Origin of the sequence: Mammaliicoccus sp. Dog046, assembly GCF_034039665.1 — a bacterium.
In the GTDB taxonomy this organism is placed as follows: domain Bacteria; phylum Bacillota; class Bacilli; order Staphylococcales; family Staphylococcaceae; genus Mammaliicoccus.
Window position 1 is genome coordinate 1,192,239 of the sequence record NZ_CP120131.1, and the last position, 16,146, is coordinate 1,208,384.

A 16,146-nucleotide genomic window follows, 5' to 3' on the forward strand; every position below is an offset into this window, starting at 1 on the left:
AAAAGGAGCATTTAAAATGGCTAAAAGTGTATATATTCATATACCATTTTGCGTGAGAATTTGTACTTATTGTGACTTTAATAAATTTTATATTGCAAACCAACCTGTTGATGAATATTTAGATTGTTTAATTGAAGAAATGTCTTCGAGAACAGATGAAGTTGTTGAAACGATGTTTGTCGGTGGGGGAACACCGACTGCACTTTCAGAAGAACAATTAGAACGGTTATTAATAGCGATTAATGAGTTGTTTGTAATTACTAAAGAATATACTTTCGAAGCAAATCCAGATGAATTAACTGAAGGAAAAATTAAATTATTAAAACAATATGGTGTTAATAGACTTTCTCTTGGTGTGCAAACATTTGATGATGAACTGTTAAAAGTATTAGGTAGAACACATCAAAGTAATGATATAGAAAAAGCAGTGTCCTTATCTAGAAAACATAATATAGGCTCAGTCAGTCTAGATTTAATGTTTCATTTGCCAGGGCAAACATTAAAGCAATTCGATGATTCATTAAATAAAGCATTAGCATTAAATGTTGATCATATTTCTAGTTATGCGTTGATTCTAGAACCGAAGACTCAATTCTATAATCTTTATAGAAAAGGAAAGTTAAAATTGCCTAATGAAGATTTAGGTGAAGAAATGTACCAACATTTAAAAGCAAAGATGCAATCATCTCAATTAGAACAATATGAAATATCGAATTTTGCTAAAGCGGGTCATGAATCATTGCATAATATGGTGTATTGGAAAAATGAATCTTATTATGGGTTTGGTGCCGGTGCACATGGTTATATAGATGGTGTTAGATACGGAAACATAAATCCAGTTAATCAATATATTAAAAAAGTGACAAATAAAGAATTGCCGAGATTACAAAGTAGCGAAGTAACTTTGAAAGATCAAATGGAAGAAGAGATGTTTTTAGGACTTCGTATGACGAAGGGTGTATCTAAATCAAAATTCAATCAAAAATTTGATCAAACTATTAATGATGTATTCGGTAATCAGATTAATGAATTAGTTACTCAAGGACTTTTAGCGGATGAAAATGACTATTTATTTTTGACCGAAAGAGGACAAGTCATTGGGAATGAAGTGTTTGAACGCTTTTTATTAAGTTAGAATAAAAGATTTTAAAAAATCAAAGGTTTAACGTTGACTTTCTTTGACCAATTTGATAAATTGTAATTAGCACTTGGAGTTAGAGAGTGCTAATCGAGGTGATGACATGATTACTGAGAGACAATTGCAATTACTTAATGTAATTGTTGAGGATTATGTTGAGTTAGGACAACCAATTGGTTCTAAGTCGATCATTGAAAGGCATCAATTGCCAATCAGTCCAGCTACAGTTAGAAATGAGATGAAACAACTTGAATCATTAGACCTATTAGAGAAGACACATACATCTTCTGGTCGTGTACCATCTGAAATAGGGATAAGGTACTATGTAAATCAATTACTAAAGTCAAAGTCCCAAAGTAAGAAAAATATAAATTGGTTTAATGAATATCATGATGAACATCAATATGATGTGAATGCGATGCTTAAATGGCTAGCGCTTGAAATCTCAAATCGCTCACATTATACGACTGTTGTACTGGGGCCAAATAAATTTTCGAGACATATATTTGAAATTCATTTCGTAAGAGTCAATCCTACTCATCTAATGAGCGTCATTGTATTTTCTGATGGCTATGTTGAGAAGGTTCATGTTCAAATTAGTGAATCACTCAAACAAGAACAACTTGAGAAGATGATGAACTATTTAAATGAACACTTTAAGCAAAATGCTTTAACTACAATGATAAACACGTTAGAATCATTAACGTTATCCTTTATTGATCAAGACTTCATTAAGAAGTTTAGACACGCGCTATTAACGCAAATTAATGATCAAAGTGAAGAGATGTTTTTAGGTGGAAAGATGCACCTTATTGAAGCGTTGGATGTAAATAACGTAACGATGATTCAATCAATATTAAAATATTTAGAATCTGAACGCATCGCTCAATTTTTAAATGAAACATCTAGTGATTCTATAAGTGTCAAAATTGGACAGGAAATTAATCAAGACTTACAAGGTATTTCGATTGTCAGTACAAATTATGAAATTTCCGGCGATATAACTGGCCATTTAGCTGTTATAGGTCCAACTGCAATGCATTATAATAAAGTGATTCAATTACTGAATCATTTTTAAATAAGGAAAGAAAATGGAGGGCATGAAATGACGGAAGAAAAGCAAAATGAACAATTCGACGAGTCGAATCAAGATGCTCAATCTGTTGCAACTGAAGATGTTGAAGTAAATGAAACAGAAACATCTGAAAATGTTGAAGAGACAGTAGAGGAGAAGGTTGTCGAAATTCCGGAAGCTGAACTCGAACAATTAAAAGAAAAAGCAACACAAGAAGAAGAAAAATATTTACGTTTATATGCAGAATTTGAAAATTATAAACGTAGAATGAAACAAGAATCAGACATTATAAAAAATTATCAATCACAAAGAGTATTGACTGATGTCTTGCCGGCACTTGATAATATGGATCGCGCTTTAAAACAAGAAGGAGATTCAGAAGACTTCTTAACATTTAAAAAAGGCGTTCAAATGGTTTATGATGATTTATTGAGATCATTAAAAGATAATGGACTTGAAGAAATTGAATCATACAATCAAGCATTTGATCCAAATATTCATCAAGCAGTTATGCAAGATAACAATCCTGATTTTGAATCAGGTGTCGTTACTGAAGAATTACAAAGTGGTTATAAATTAAAAGACCGCGTTTTAAGACCAGCAATGGTTAAAGTAAATGAATAAATAATTGAAATTAAAACGTAAATATATATTGGAGGAATTATTCTTATGAGTAAAGTAATAGGTATAGACTTAGGGACAACAAATTCAGTAGTTTCAGTATTAGAAGGCGGAGAGCCTAAAGTTATTCAAAATCCTGAAGGTAACAGAACAACACCATCAGTTGTAGCATTCAAAGATGGCGAAACACAAGTTGGTGAAGTAGCTAAGCGTCAAGCAGTTACTAACCCAAATACAATTCAATCAGTAAAACGTCATATGGGTACTGATCATAAAGAAAAAGTGGAAGATAAAGAATATACACCACAAGAAATCTCAGCTATGATTTTACAAAATTTAAAAGCAACAGCTGAAAGCTATTTAGGTGAAACAGTTACTAAAGCAGTTGTTACTGTTCCAGCTTACTTTAATGACTCAGAGCGTCAAGCAACTAAAGATGCTGGTAAAATTGCTGGTTTAGAAGTTGAACGTATCATTAACGAACCAACTGCAGCAGCATTAGCTTACGGTTTAGATAAAACAGAAACTGACCAAAAAGTATTAGTATTTGACCTTGGTGGTGGTACATTTGACGTATCTATCCTTGAACTTGGTGACGGTGTATTCGAAGTATTAGCTACAGCAGGTGACAACAAACTTGGTGGGGATGACTTCGATGATGTTATCATTAAATATTTAGTTGAAGAATTCAAAAAAGAAAATGGCATAGACTTATCTCAAGATAAAATGGCTGTACAACGTTTGAAAGATGCTGCTGAAAAAGCTAAAAAAGATTTATCAGGCGTATCATCAACTCAAATTTCATTACCATTTATTTCTGGTGGAGCAAATGGTCCATTACATCTTGAAACAACACTTTCAAGAGCTAAATTCGAATCATTAACTAGCGAATTAGTAGAAAGAACAATGGGTCCTACTAGACAAGCAATGAAAGATGCTGGTTTATCAAATTCTGAAATTGATGAAGTTATCTTAGTTGGTGGTTCTACACGTATCCCAGCAGTTCAAGAAGCTATTAAAAAAGAAATCGGTAAAGAACCTAACAAAGGTGTTAACCCAGATGAAGTTGTAGCAATGGGTGCTGCAATCCAAGGTGGCGTAATCACTGGTGATGTTAAAGACGTTGTATTATTAGACGTAACACCATTATCATTAGGTATTGAAACAATGGGTGGCGTTTCTACAGTATTAATCGAAAGAAATACAACAATCCCAACATCTAAATCACAAGTATTCTCAACTGCAGCGGATAACCAACCAGCAGTAGACATTCACGTATTACAAGGTGAACGTCAATTAGCAGCGGATAATAAAACGTTAGGTCGTTTCCAATTAACTGATATTCCACCAGCACCACGTGGCATGCCTCAAATTGAAGTTTCATTTGATATCGATAAAAACGGTATTGTAAATGTTACTGCAAAAGATTTAGGTACTAATAAAGAACAAAAAATCACAATCGAATCAAGCTCATCATTATCTGATGAAGAAATCGATCGTATGGTTCAAGATGCAGAGAAAAATGCAGAAGAAGACAAAAAACGTCGTGAAGAAATAGATGTAAGAAACGAAGCTGATCAAATGGTATTTACAGTTGAAAAAACGTTAACTGATTTAGGCGAAAATGTTGATGAAGCCGAAAAAGCTAAAGCTGAAGAAGCTAAAGAAGAATTGAAAACAGCATTAGAAGGTACTGATATTGAAGATATCAGAACTAAGAAAGATGCACTTCAAGAAATTGTTCAACAATTATCAGTGAAAATGTATGAGCAAGCAGCTCAAGCACAACAAGGTGCTGAAGGAGCAGAAGGACAAGCAACTTCTGATAAAGAAGACGTAGTTGATGCTGAATATACAGAAGTTAACGAAGACGATAAAAAATAATACTATTTTTAAAAAGTCAAAGTCAATGTGATTGGCTTTGACTTTTTTAGTTCTTATCAGTATTATAAATCAGTGTGTAAAGGAGAGATTTTTTTGGCAAAGAGAGATTATTATGAAGTGCTTGGTGTATCCAAAGATGCTTCAAAAGATGAAATTAAAAAAGCTTATAGAAAATTATCAAAAAAATATCACCCTGATATTAATCAGGAAGAGGGATCAGATGCTAAGTTTAAAGAGATTTCAGAAGCATATGAAAACTTAAGTGATGAAAATAAACGTGCGCAATATGACCGTTTTGGACATAATGGACCACAACAAGGATTTGGAGGGTCACAAGGCTTTGGAGGACAAGACTTCTCTGGCTTTGGTGGATTTGAAGATATCTTTGGCTCATTCTTTGGTGGTGGAGGTTCTAGAAGAGACCCTAATGCCCCTAGACAAGGTGATGACTTACAATATAGTATGACATTAACTTTTGAAGAAGCAGTATTTGGTACGGAAAAAGATATTACTGTTCGTAAAGATGTAGAATGTGATACTTGTGATGGTAATGGTGCGAAACCAGGTACTAAGAAAAAGACATGCTCATATTGTAATGGACAAGGTCATGTAACAGTTGAACAAAATACTATTCTTGGTAGAATGCAAACGCAAAAAGTATGTCCAGAGTGCGAAGGTTCAGGACAAGTATTTGAAGAGAAATGTGTAGATTGTCACGGTAAAGGTACACAAAACAAAAAAGTAACAATTAAAGTTAAAGTACCAGCTGGTGTAGATAATGACCAACAAATTCGCTTAGCAGGTAAAGGTGGTCCAGGCGTAAACGGTGGACCAGCAGGTGATTTATATGTTGTGTTCAGAGTGAAACCAGATAGTAAGTTTAGACGTGATGGAGACGATATTTTCTATGAATTGAACTTATCATTCCCACAAGCTGCTCTAGGAGATGAAGTAACTGTACCTACCTTAAATGGCAGTGTTGCATTAACAGTACCTGCAGGAACTCAAACTGGTAAGCAATTTAGACTTAGAGAAAAAGGTATTCAAAATGTACATGGATACGGAAAAGGCGACTACTTTGTAACAGTGAGAGTAGTAACACCTGATCGATTAACTGAACGACAAGAAGAGCTTTTACGTGAATTTGCTGAAATTGGCGGAGAGAAACTAACAGAACAACCTTCTAGCTTAAAAGATAGAGCTAAAAAGTTTTTTAAAGGAGAATAGCCTGTGAACTGGATTGAGTATGCAATCATGATTAATAAGGAAGCTGAACACGTTGTAACTGCATTATTAAATGATTTAGGTGCAAATGGTGTTGTTATTGAAGATTCAGCAGAATTAGATAAAGAGCACGAAGATGTTTATGGTGAAATATATGAATTAAATCCTGAAGACTACCCTGATCATGATATTAGAGTGAAATGTTATTTTAATGAGCTTGTGTTTACAGAAGAATTAGAGCAAGAAATTAAAGATACAATTTCAAAAGTAGAAGGCATTAATGCTGAAATACTTTCTTTTTCTAAGACAATTATTAAAGAATCAGACTGGGAGAATGAATGGAAAAATTACTTTCACCCATTTAAGGCTTCTGAAAGATTTGCAATTGTTCCAAGTTGGGAAGAATATGAAAATAATGATGAAGATTTATGCATCGAACTTGATCCAGGAATGGCATTTGGTACAGGTGATCATCCAACGACAAGCATGTGCTTAAAACATATAGAAGAAGTTGTTGAACCTACACACAAAGTCATTGATGTAGGAACAGGTTCAGGTATTTTAAGTATTGCTTGTCACTTGCTTGGTGTTAGATCAATAAAAGCAGTAGATTTAGATGATTTAGCAGTTAATGTAGCTAAAGAAAACTTTATAAAAAATGATTGTGATCAAGATATTTTGGCTGTTCCAGGTAACTTATTGACTGAAGAAACAGAACAATATGATGTGATAATTGCTAATATTTTAGCTCACATTATAGATTTAATGATTGAAGATAGTTACAATCGTTTAAATGATGGTGGATATTTTATTACTTCTGGTATAATAGATGAAAAGTCAGAAGAAATTATTGATAAATTAGAGCACTATGGTTACACAATTGAAAAAGTTTTAAGAGAAGATGGTTGGGTTTCAATAAGAGCTAGAAAGTAGGAGAAATGATGCAAAGATATTTCTTACTCGAAAACGCTGAGTTAAATCAGCGTTTTTTTATACATAATACGGATGATATACATCACATTAAAAATGTAATGCGTATGCAAGTTGATCAAAAATTAATATTAACGTTTAAAGATCAAAAGTCTTTAATATCGAAAATAATTGCCTTTAATTCAGATAACATTGAACTAGAGACAATAGAAGATACAACGAGACTTACAGAACTGCCTGTTGAGATTACAATTGCAAGTGGCATGATTAAAGGCGATAAATATGAATGGATGATTCAGAAAGCTACTGAAATGGGCGCACATCACTTTATTGCTGTTCAATCTGAACGTACGGTTATTAAATTAGACGAAAAAAAGCGCGACAAAAAGATTGATAGATGGCAAAAAATCGTTAAAGAAGCTAGTGAACAAAGTATGCGATTGACGATACCTGACGTAAAGTATCAGTCGAATTTTAAAGCGGTTTATGATAATATGAATGAATATGATTATGTATTAATAGCTTATGAAGAAGAGGCTAAACGCGGCGAAACGAGTAACTTACACAAAGTGATTACTCAACTTGAGCAAGGTCAGAAAATACTACTTATCTTTGGACCAGAGGGTGGATTAACTGAAAATGAAGTCAATCTATTTGAAAGTGCAGAGAAAGTAGGTCTCGGACCGAGAATTTTAAGAGCAGAAACCGCGCCTTTATATGCTCTATCTGCCTTGAGCTATCAATTAGAATTAATGAGGTGAATATAATTGGCTACTGTAGCATTCCATACTTTAGGATGTAAAGTGAATCATTATGAAACTGAAGCAATTTGGCAATTATTTAAGGAACATGATTATGAAAGAGTGGATTTTGAAACAAATGCTGATGTGTTTATTATAAATACTTGTACAGTAACAAATACTGGCGATAAGAAGAGTAGACAAGTAATAAGACGTGCCATTCGTAAAAATCCAAATGCAGTTGTGTGTGTAACAGGATGTTATGCGCAAACTTCTCCTGCAGAAATCATGGCAATTCCTGGGGTAGATATTGTAGTTGGTACGCAAGATAGACATAAACTAATTTCTTATATCGAAGATTATAAGGCAAGTAGAGAACCAATAAATGGTGTTGGCAACATCATGAAGAACAGAAAGTATGAAGAATTAGAAGTACCATACTTTACGGATAGAACACGTGCATCATTGAAAATACAAGAAGGTTGTAATAACTTCTGTACATTCTGTATTATTCCTTGGGCAAGAGGTCTAATGAGATCAAGAGACCCTGAACAAGTTGTTAGCCAAGCAACAACACTAGTTAATTCAGGTTATAAAGAGATAGTATTAACAGGTATTCATACTGGTGGTTACGGTGAAGATTTAAAAGATTACAACTTAGCTCAATTATTAAGAGATTTAGAGCAAGTTGAGAATTTAGAACGCATTCGTATCTCATCTATAGAAGCGAGCCAATTAACTGATGAAGTAATCGATGTTATAGACCAATCAACTAAAGTTGTCCGTCATTTACACATTCCATTACAATCAGGTTCGGATACTGTATTAAAACGTATGAGAAGAAAGTATACGATGGCACATTTTTCTGAGAGACTACAGAAACTTCATAAAGCTCTACCAGGATTGGCAGTTACAAGTGATGTAATCGTAGGATTCCCTGGTGAAACTGAAGAAGAATTCCAAGAAACGTATGACTTTATCGTTAAACATCAATTCTCAGAATTACATGTCTTCCCATATTCAATGCGTACAGGTACACCTGCGGCAAGAATGACTGACCAAGTGGATGAAGATGTTAAGAATGATCGTGTGCATCGTTTAATCGAATTATCTAACCAACTTGCGAAAGATTATGCTTCTAAATTTGATCAGACGGTTCTTGAAGTGATTCCAGAAGAAAAGGGCTCAACGGATGGAAAATTAGTAGGATATGCCGATAATTACATGAAGATAGAATTTGAAGGCGATGAAACATTAATTGGAGAACTTGTAAAAGTTAAAGTAACAACACCTGGTTATCCAATTAATGAAGGAAAACTTGTAAAAGTAGTCAATCATGCAACTAATAAGGACGAAAGAATAGTTGCGTTTTAATATTCATAACAAATGATTATTGACTTAAAAAATGACTTATTTTATAATGTTAAAGTACATAGTAATTTATATACTATGTAAATGACCTATAAAGCTTTGTTGATATTTGGAGGGAGGGAAATACACATGTCTAAAACAGTAGTTCGTAAAAACGAATCAATCGAAGATGCGTTACGTCGCTTTAAACGTACAGTTTCAAAAAGCGGTACGATTCAAGAAGTACGTAAACGTGAGTTCTATGAAAAACCAAGCGTTAAACGTAAAAAGAAATCAGAAGCAGCTCGTAAACGTAAATTTAAATAATTAATTTTTTATTGAACTCCCTCAATGAATATTAATTAATTATAATGAACGAAATTTACAGTTAAACTGTGATGAAAGAGGTAAAGACTTTAGTCTTTACCTCTTTTTTTATTATATAGATGGTAATAAAATATAAAATCAGAATCATATTGATTTAGATTTTAGTTCGGGCTAAATTTATTGTATAATAATATAGAGGGGTGAGATTATTGTTTTCAGCATATGGATACATAGTAACGTTTATTCAACATCAATTGAATTTAGGTATTATTTCAAATGAAAGTCTTTCATCTATTGGAGATTTTATTTCATTACCTATAGTTACATTAGTATTGACTTGTATTATTTTTCTAGGTGCGCTTTATCAAATTTATTCAAAACATATTAACTTTGCAGGCATCCTGAGTATTATTTGTACACTTATCTTCTTCATAGGATATGTTATTATCGATGAAATTAGTTTGATTTCCGTTTTACTATTTGGTGTAGGTGTACTGCTTGTAATCATTGAATTATTTGTAATTGGTGCAATACTAGGCATTCTTGGTTTTATAGCGATTATTGCTAGTTTTATACTAGTTGGGGAAAATATCCTTACAATGGGAATGATAATTGCTATCGCTTTAATTTTAACAACGATAGAGTGGGTGATATTAGTGAAAGGATTTAATCGGAAAATACCATTCTTTGATAAGGTCATTCTTCGAGATTCAACAAACAAAGAATCAGGCTACACATCTCATGATGATAGAAGTCATTTGATTGGCAAACTATGTGTAACATATACTGCTTTAAGACCCTCAGGTATTATCATAGTTGATGATGAAAGAATAGATGCAGTATCGGATGGTACGTTTATTCAAAAGGATCAACAAGTCAAAATTGTACAAGTTGAAGGTACAAGAGTAGTAGTAAGAGAAATATAAAATAGAAAAGGAGCGCGAAGCATATGATTTCAGGTTTAATAGCATTTGTTATTATAGCTGTTATATTAATTGTACTGTTAATGATTTTATTCTCATTTGTACCAGTAGGATTATGGATATCAGCAGTTGCAGCAGGAGTTAAAGTAGGGATTGGTACACTTGTAGGTATGCGTTTAAGACGTGTATCACCTAGACGTGTTATTAACCCGCTAATTAAAGCACATAAAGCAGGTTTAGCATTAACAACGAATCAATTAGAATCTCATTATTTAGCAGGAGGTAACGTTGATAGAGTTGTAGACGCAATTATCGCAGCACAAAGAGCTGAAATTAACTTAGCATTCGAAAGAGGGGCAGCAATTGATTTAGCTGGTCGTGACGTACTTGAAGCAGTACAAATGTCAGTTAACCCTAAAGTAATCGAAACACCATTTATTTCTGGTGTAGCAATGAATGGTATCGAAGTAAAAGCGAAAGCTAGAATCACTGTTAGAGCGAACATTGATCGTTTAGTAGGTGGTGCTGGTGAAGATACAATCATCGCACGTGTAGGTGAAGGTATTGTATCAACAATCGGTTCAAGTCAACATCATACGAAAGTACTTGAAAATCCAGATAGTATTTCTCAAACCGTATTAAGCAAAGGATTAGATTCAGGTACAGCATTCGAAATCTTATCCATTGATATTGCTGACGTAGATATCGGCAAAAATATCGGTGCAGATTTACAAACTGAACAAGCACTTGCGGATAAAAATATCGCACAAGCTAAAGCAGAGGAACGTCGTGCAATGGCTGTAGCAACTGAGCAAGAAATGAAAGCAAGAGTACAAGAAATGCGCTCTAAAGTTGTTGAGTCTGAAGCAGAAGTACCACTTGCAATGGCAGAAGCATTAAAATCAGGTAACATTGGTGTTAAAGATTATTATAATCTTAAAAATATCGAAGCTGACACTGGTATGAGAGAAGCAATTAATAAGAGCACTAAGCCACAAGATTCTAATTCACCGAACCAATAAGAAAGGTGATTTAATATGGAAATAGGCATAATTATTTTTGTAATCTATGTATTGTTTAGTATAGTGAGTGGTATCATTGAAGGTAAATCTAAGAATAATAAAAAGAACAACAAAATACCACGCCCGAATCAGCAACAGAATCCTGTTGAAAAGCAAGGGACTTCACAACAAGAATTACAAAATTTAAAAAAGAAATACGAAGCATATGTTCAGAAGGCAGAAGCAAGCTCTACAAAGCGAATGTCAGATCATTACCATGATTTAGCCAACAAACTAGAAAAGCATCTTAAACAGCATAATATTGATGTACAGCGCCCTGTTAAAAACAAGCCTGTTCAACAAAAGAAAGCAACAGTTCAACCAGTACAAGATGCACACACAAAACACGATAATGCATATTTAAATCATGAAAAAGAAGTGGTTCAAAAAGGTAGACCTAAAAAACAACAAGAAGCCATCAGTAGTTTGATTGAATTTAACAATGAAGAGAAAAAATCTTTAACTGCTATTCAAAAAGAAAATATTTCTAAAGTTGAAGAAGAAGCGAATGAAATTATTTACAATACACAGCTTTCTGAGAGAACTAGACGTTCAATGATTAAACAACTTTATTTAAATAGCAAACATAAATTTAATGATGAAGCAATAAATATTGATGAGAATCAAATTGTTAATGGGATTATCTGGTCAGAAATTTTAAAAAGACCAAAAGAACTATAATTCATAAAACCAACGAAGCATACCGCTTCGTTGGTTTTTTTGTATCGTTATTAGGTGTTTCAATGAAAGAGGTGTCTATATTAGCAAGAGTATGCAAACGTGCAAATAAGCGTGTCTATATTAGCAAGAATGGGTAAACATGCAAATAAGGGCGCCTATATTAGCAAGAGTAAATAAACATGAAAATAACGACATACCTCGTATATAACAAAACACCGCAAATTGCCTAAACAATTTGCGGTGTTAAATTTACTTACTTTTTATTTTTCACTTTGTAAGAAGTTGAAAATGAAATTAGCGTTGTCTGTATTCTCGATAACACCTCTATAATTATCTGAACCTGGACCGAATGCATAGCTATTTACGTCTTCTCCAGTATGTCCTGTCGTTGTCCAACCTGTATGTGATTTATCATTTATTGGTTTTTGGATAGCATCTTGTAACGCTTGATATTGTTTTTCATAAGCATCGTCATCTTCACTTAATTTGCTTAATTTTTTAGCTTGTTTTTCAATTGATTTGATTGTGTTATTGTCTACATCAAATCCATAACCTTCTTGTATTACTGTTTGGATATCTTTGCCCTCAGCTATTTGTGTAGTCATATAACTACCAGAGTGTTTCATTTGGTGAATTGGTTTTGGATCCCATAAGTAGTCTTCACCTTTACCGATTGTTAAACCACCAGTTGAATGATCGGCAGTTGCTACAACAAGCGTATCAGGATGTGATTTAGCATAATTCGTTGCTTGTTTAAATGCATCTTCAAAACCTGACATTTCAGACATAACACCTGTGATATCGTTTGGATGACCAGATTTATCTATTGATGAACCTTCAACCATCAAGAAGAATCCTTTATCATTTTGTTCTAGTTTTTGTAACGCTACTGATTGCATTTCTGCTAATTTTGGATCATCGTTTGGTGCATCAATTTGTAAAGGCATGTTCTCTTCAGAGAATAGTCCTAGCACCTGGTCGCTTTGTGAATTAAGTAATGCATTTTTATTATCTACAACATCATATCCATCTTTAGCGAATTTTTGTTTTAAATTACCATTTGATTCGCCAAAGTATTTATCGCCACCACCTAATAGAACATCGACAGTATGTTGACCATTGATTTTTTGGTTGTAAAATTGTTGCGCGATTTCATCTTTTTTATCTCTACTATCAACGTGAGCCGCATACGCAGCAGGTGTAGCATCTGTAATTTCAGAAGTTGCTACTAGACCTGTAGATTTACCGTTTTCTTTAGCTTGTTCTAAAACTGATTTTACTTTTTTCTTATTAGTATCGACACTAATAGCACCGTTATATGTTTTTACGCCAGTACTGAAGGCTGTGGCACCAGCAGCAGAGTCGGTTACATTTTCTTTCGCATCTTTAGGATCTGTTTTTTGTTGTCCTTTTAAATATTGATCAAAAGCAGTTTCTTCTATTTCTTGTGTGTCAGGGTTATCAGCAAAATGACGATAAGCTGAATTATAAGACGGTCCCATACCATCACCAACCATAAAAATTATATTTTTAGGATTTTTAGTGTTACCAGTTACTGAAACATTACTGGATGCTTGTGAATCTGGTGTACCTGAAGCAAATGCTGTTCCCATTGCTGTTGTCGTTAATAATAAACTTGCTGCAAGTGTCGTCCCGATTTTTCGTTGGAATTTCATAAATTAAAATGCCTCCTAATATGTATTCATTACGCTTTAAGCTTATCAAAACAAAGTTAATAAAATATTGTTCTTTTGTAAGGATAATGTAAATATTTAGCAGTATAATAATAGTAAGAGGGTTGAATACATATAGACGAGATGAAAAGTTGTTTTTATTCACAAAATAAATCTTTCGAATTACAATAAAAGTAGATATCAAGAAGGTGTGATGATGATGAAATTTAAGAAGAAACAAAGCTTATTTTCAATTGTGATTTCATTTATATTATTTTTAATCGCGTTAATACCACTTTTTATTAGTAATCAATATTTGATCATTATAACTTTTGTACTTGTAGGTTTAATTATATTTAACATATTAGTTGAAAGGTACATTGTTCAAGAACATTTTTTAATGGTTAGAAGAGGATTATTCAAAACCACTTATAATATTTTTGATATTGAACAAATTAATATGACTAAAACGATAGAAGGAACGAGTATGTTAGAAATCGTTTCTAAAGGTCAAATAGTTGAAAAAGTATCGCCTATAAAAGAAAGAGAATTTATCATCACACTGATTCGTATTAATCCTAAAATAAAACTGAATAATAGTAACCGATTATATGAGTTCAATAAAATTAATAAAATACTCACAAGACAAGAAAACGTAAATAATATGCAAAATAAAGTGCATAAGATTGCACGTGATAATAAGGTTTGGTACATTTAAAGTGTTAACAATTCAACTTACAAAGGAGACATTTAATGCCTACATTAATTCAAATCGAGAATATGGATCAAGCTCAAGCATTACTAGGTAATGGAGATGAGCACATAAAATATATTGAAAATGAACTCGAGGTGGATATTTTAACACGAGGACAAGAAATTAGTGTTCGCGGCAAAATACTAGAAAATGTTGAAAAAGCCGAAAGTATATTGCTTAATTTGTTAAAAGTAATTGAAAGTGGCGCAACAATTTCGATAAATGATGTACAAGCAGCTGTGAAAATGGCAGATAAAGGTACAATAAATGAGTTAATCAATTTATATGATGAAGAAATTACAAAAGATAGCAACGGTAAAATAATAAGAGCAAAAACGATGGGTCAAAGAGTTTATATCAATCATATTAAAAATAACGATTTAGTATTTGGTATAGGTCCTGCAGGTACAGGTAAAACATTCTTAGCTGTAGTTATGGCAGCGAGAGCGTTAAGGCTTGGTCAAGTTAAACGTATTGTATTGACGCGTCCTGCAGTTGAAGCTGGTGAATCATTAGGATTTTTACCTGGCGATCTTAAAGAGAAAGTCGATCCTTATTTAAGACCACTATATGATGGTTTACATACAGTATTAGGAACAGAACAGACAACACGATTAATCGAAAGAGGAACAATTGAAATAGCACCTCTTGCATATATGAGAGGTAGAACGCTGGATGATGCATTTGTCATTCTTGATGAAGCGCAGAACACGACACATCCACAGATGAAGATGTTTTTAACTAGGCTTGGATTTGGATCAAAAATGGTCGTAACCGGTGATAGAACTCAGATTGATTTACCTAAAGGTGTGAAAAGTGGTCTGATAGAAGCAGATCAAAGATTAAGTGGTGTTAAGGGAATAGCAATTTCATATTTAGAACAAACAGACGTAGTGAGACATCCACTAGTTGGAAAAATAATAAATGCATACGAAGAGGAGAAATAATATGCTAACGATAGATTTTATTGATGAACAAGAAGTTATTGAACAAGAAACGAAAGATCAAATTGAATCGTTATTAAGATTTGCTGCTGAAAAGGAAGATATTACTGAAGAAGCAGAATTATCTATTTCATTTGTTGATGAAGAAGAAATTCAAGCAATCAATCGTGACTATAGAGACAAAGACAAAGTAACAGACGTAATCTCATTTTCACTTGAAGAAGATGAACCTGAAATTGAAGGTTTGGATATTCCAAGAGTGTTAGGTGACATTATTATTTGTCTTGAAGTGGCTAAAGAGCAAGCTGAGTCTTATAATCACAGTTTGAGTAGAGAACTTGGATTCCTTGCATTACATGGATTTTTACATCTTCTAGGTTATGATCACATGACAGAAGAAGATGAAAAAGAAATGTTTTCTCGACAAGATGAAATATTAAATGCATTTGGACTTACACGTGAATAAACTGATCAATCGCTTTAAATTTCCTTTAGCAGGTTTTATTACGATTTTAAGAAAAGACTGTAATTTTATTTTGCATTTAATTGCTGGAATCATCGTTATCATTATGGGATTGCTATTCAAATTAAATATTAATGAATGGCTATGGATGATTTTAGCAATAAGCATGGTACTAATAACTGAAGTGATTAATACATCAATCGAATATGTGGTTGATTTATATACTGACGAATATCATCCGCTAGCAAAGCATGCGAAAGATACTGCTGCATTTGCTGTATTATTAGCATCAATTATGGCGGTGTTAATTGGTGTATTGATATTTTTACCGAAAATAATAAATATTTTTTAAGGGGAA

General features: G+C 33.1%; 17 protein-coding genes. 16 read left to right on the forward strand and 1 reads right to left on the reverse strand.

What is annotated here, in order from left to right; all coding sequences use genetic code 11:
- Nucleotides 1-16 precede the first annotated feature (16 nt).
- From hemW to P3U32_RS06055, 12 genes are all read left to right on the forward strand, one after another.
- Entirely contained in the window at nucleotides 17-1,135 is a 1,119-nt protein-coding gene (gene hemW / locus P3U32_RS06000) for a radical SAM family heme chaperone HemW (RefSeq protein WP_323704707.1), read from the forward strand.
- Between the two features lie 106 nt (nucleotides 1,136-1,241).
- Entirely contained in the window at nucleotides 1,242-2,216 is a 975-nt protein-coding gene (gene hrcA / locus P3U32_RS06005) for a heat-inducible transcriptional repressor HrcA (protein WP_323704708.1), read from the forward strand.
- A gap of 27 nt (nucleotides 2,217-2,243) precedes the next feature.
- On the forward strand, nucleotides 2,244-2,837 hold the full coding sequence (grpE, locus tag P3U32_RS06010) for a nucleotide exchange factor GrpE (RefSeq protein WP_323704709.1): 594 nt from the start codon (nucleotides 2,244-2,246) through the stop codon (nucleotides 2,835-2,837).
- 45 nt (nucleotides 2,838-2,882) lie between these two features.
- Entirely contained in the window at nucleotides 2,883-4,718 is a 1,836-nt protein-coding gene (dnaK, locus tag P3U32_RS06015; RefSeq protein ID WP_323704710.1) for a molecular chaperone DnaK, read from the forward strand.
- Between the two features lie 93 nt (nucleotides 4,719-4,811).
- Nucleotides 4,812-5,945: a molecular chaperone DnaJ gene (gene dnaJ, locus P3U32_RS06020; protein ID WP_323704711.1), complete on the forward strand. Its 1,134-nt coding sequence runs from the start codon at nucleotides 4,812-4,814 to the stop codon at nucleotides 5,943-5,945.
- Between the two features lie 3 nt (nucleotides 5,946-5,948).
- The gene (gene prmA, locus P3U32_RS06025) at nucleotides 5,949-6,875 is read left to right on the forward strand and encodes a 50S ribosomal protein L11 methyltransferase (RefSeq protein ID WP_323704712.1); all 927 of its coding nucleotides are present in this window, start codon (nucleotides 5,949-5,951) and stop codon (nucleotides 6,873-6,875) included.
- Nucleotides 6,876-6,883: 8 nt separating this feature from the next.
- A complete protein-coding gene (locus tag P3U32_RS06030) occupies nucleotides 6,884-7,633 on the forward strand; it encodes a 16S rRNA (uracil(1498)-N(3))-methyltransferase (protein WP_323704846.1) in 750 nt (249 codons plus the stop codon).
- A gap of 6 nt (nucleotides 7,634-7,639) precedes the next feature.
- On the forward strand, nucleotides 7,640-8,986 hold the full coding sequence (gene mtaB / locus P3U32_RS06035) for a tRNA (N(6)-L-threonylcarbamoyladenosine(37)-C(2))-methylthiotransferase MtaB (RefSeq protein WP_323704713.1): 1,347 nt from the start codon (nucleotides 7,640-7,642) through the stop codon (nucleotides 8,984-8,986).
- Nucleotides 8,987-9,112: 126 nt separating this feature from the next.
- A complete protein-coding gene (gene rpsU / locus P3U32_RS06040; RefSeq protein ID WP_016998564.1) occupies nucleotides 9,113-9,289 on the forward strand; it encodes a 30S ribosomal protein S21 in 177 nt (58 codons plus the stop codon).
- A 254-nt stretch (nucleotides 9,290-9,543) separates the two neighbouring features.
- Entirely contained in the window at nucleotides 9,544-10,215 is a 672-nt protein-coding gene (locus tag P3U32_RS06045) for an NfeD family protein (RefSeq protein ID WP_416361244.1), read from the forward strand.
- A 23-nt stretch (nucleotides 10,216-10,238) separates the two neighbouring features.
- Complete coding sequence (gene floA, locus P3U32_RS06050) at nucleotides 10,239-11,234, forward strand: flotillin-like protein FloA (protein WP_323704715.1); 996 nt, start codon at nucleotides 10,239-10,241, stop codon at nucleotides 11,232-11,234.
- 15 nt (nucleotides 11,235-11,249) lie between these two features.
- Entirely contained in the window at nucleotides 11,250-11,954 is a 705-nt protein-coding gene (locus P3U32_RS06055; RefSeq protein WP_323704716.1) for a hypothetical protein, read from the forward strand.
- A 260-nt stretch (nucleotides 11,955-12,214) separates the two neighbouring features.
- On the opposite strand, the gene P3U32_RS06060 is transcribed toward P3U32_RS06055, so the two are convergent.
- Nucleotides 12,215-13,630 (reverse strand): alkaline phosphatase, encoded by a 1,416-nt coding sequence (locus tag P3U32_RS06060; protein ID WP_323704717.1) that lies wholly within the window; start codon nucleotides 13,628-13,630, stop codon nucleotides 12,215-12,217.
- Between the two features lie 214 nt (nucleotides 13,631-13,844).
- Between P3U32_RS06060 and P3U32_RS06065 the strand changes: the two genes are divergently transcribed.
- The 4 genes from P3U32_RS06065 to P3U32_RS06080 are packed head-to-tail and all read left to right on the forward strand — an operon-like array spanning nucleotide 13,845 to nucleotide 16,140.
- Nucleotides 13,845-14,345, forward strand: coding sequence for a PH domain-containing protein (locus tag P3U32_RS06065; protein ID WP_323704718.1), 501 nt, complete (start codon nucleotides 13,845-13,847; stop codon nucleotides 14,343-14,345).
- 35 nt (nucleotides 14,346-14,380) lie between these two features.
- Complete coding sequence (locus P3U32_RS06070) at nucleotides 14,381-15,328, forward strand: PhoH family protein (protein ID WP_323704719.1); 948 nt, start codon at nucleotides 14,381-14,383, stop codon at nucleotides 15,326-15,328.
- Nucleotide 15,329: 1 nt separating this feature from the next.
- Nucleotides 15,330-15,791, forward strand: coding sequence for an rRNA maturation RNase YbeY (ybeY, locus tag P3U32_RS06075; RefSeq protein ID WP_323704720.1), 462 nt, complete (start codon nucleotides 15,330-15,332; stop codon nucleotides 15,789-15,791).
- Complete coding sequence (locus tag P3U32_RS06080) at nucleotides 15,784-16,140, forward strand: diacylglycerol kinase family protein (protein ID WP_416361237.1); 357 nt, start codon at nucleotides 15,784-15,786, stop codon at nucleotides 16,138-16,140. The genes ybeY and P3U32_RS06080 overlap by 8 nt, the downstream gene beginning before the upstream one ends.
- Nucleotides 16,141-16,146 lie beyond the last annotated feature (6 nt).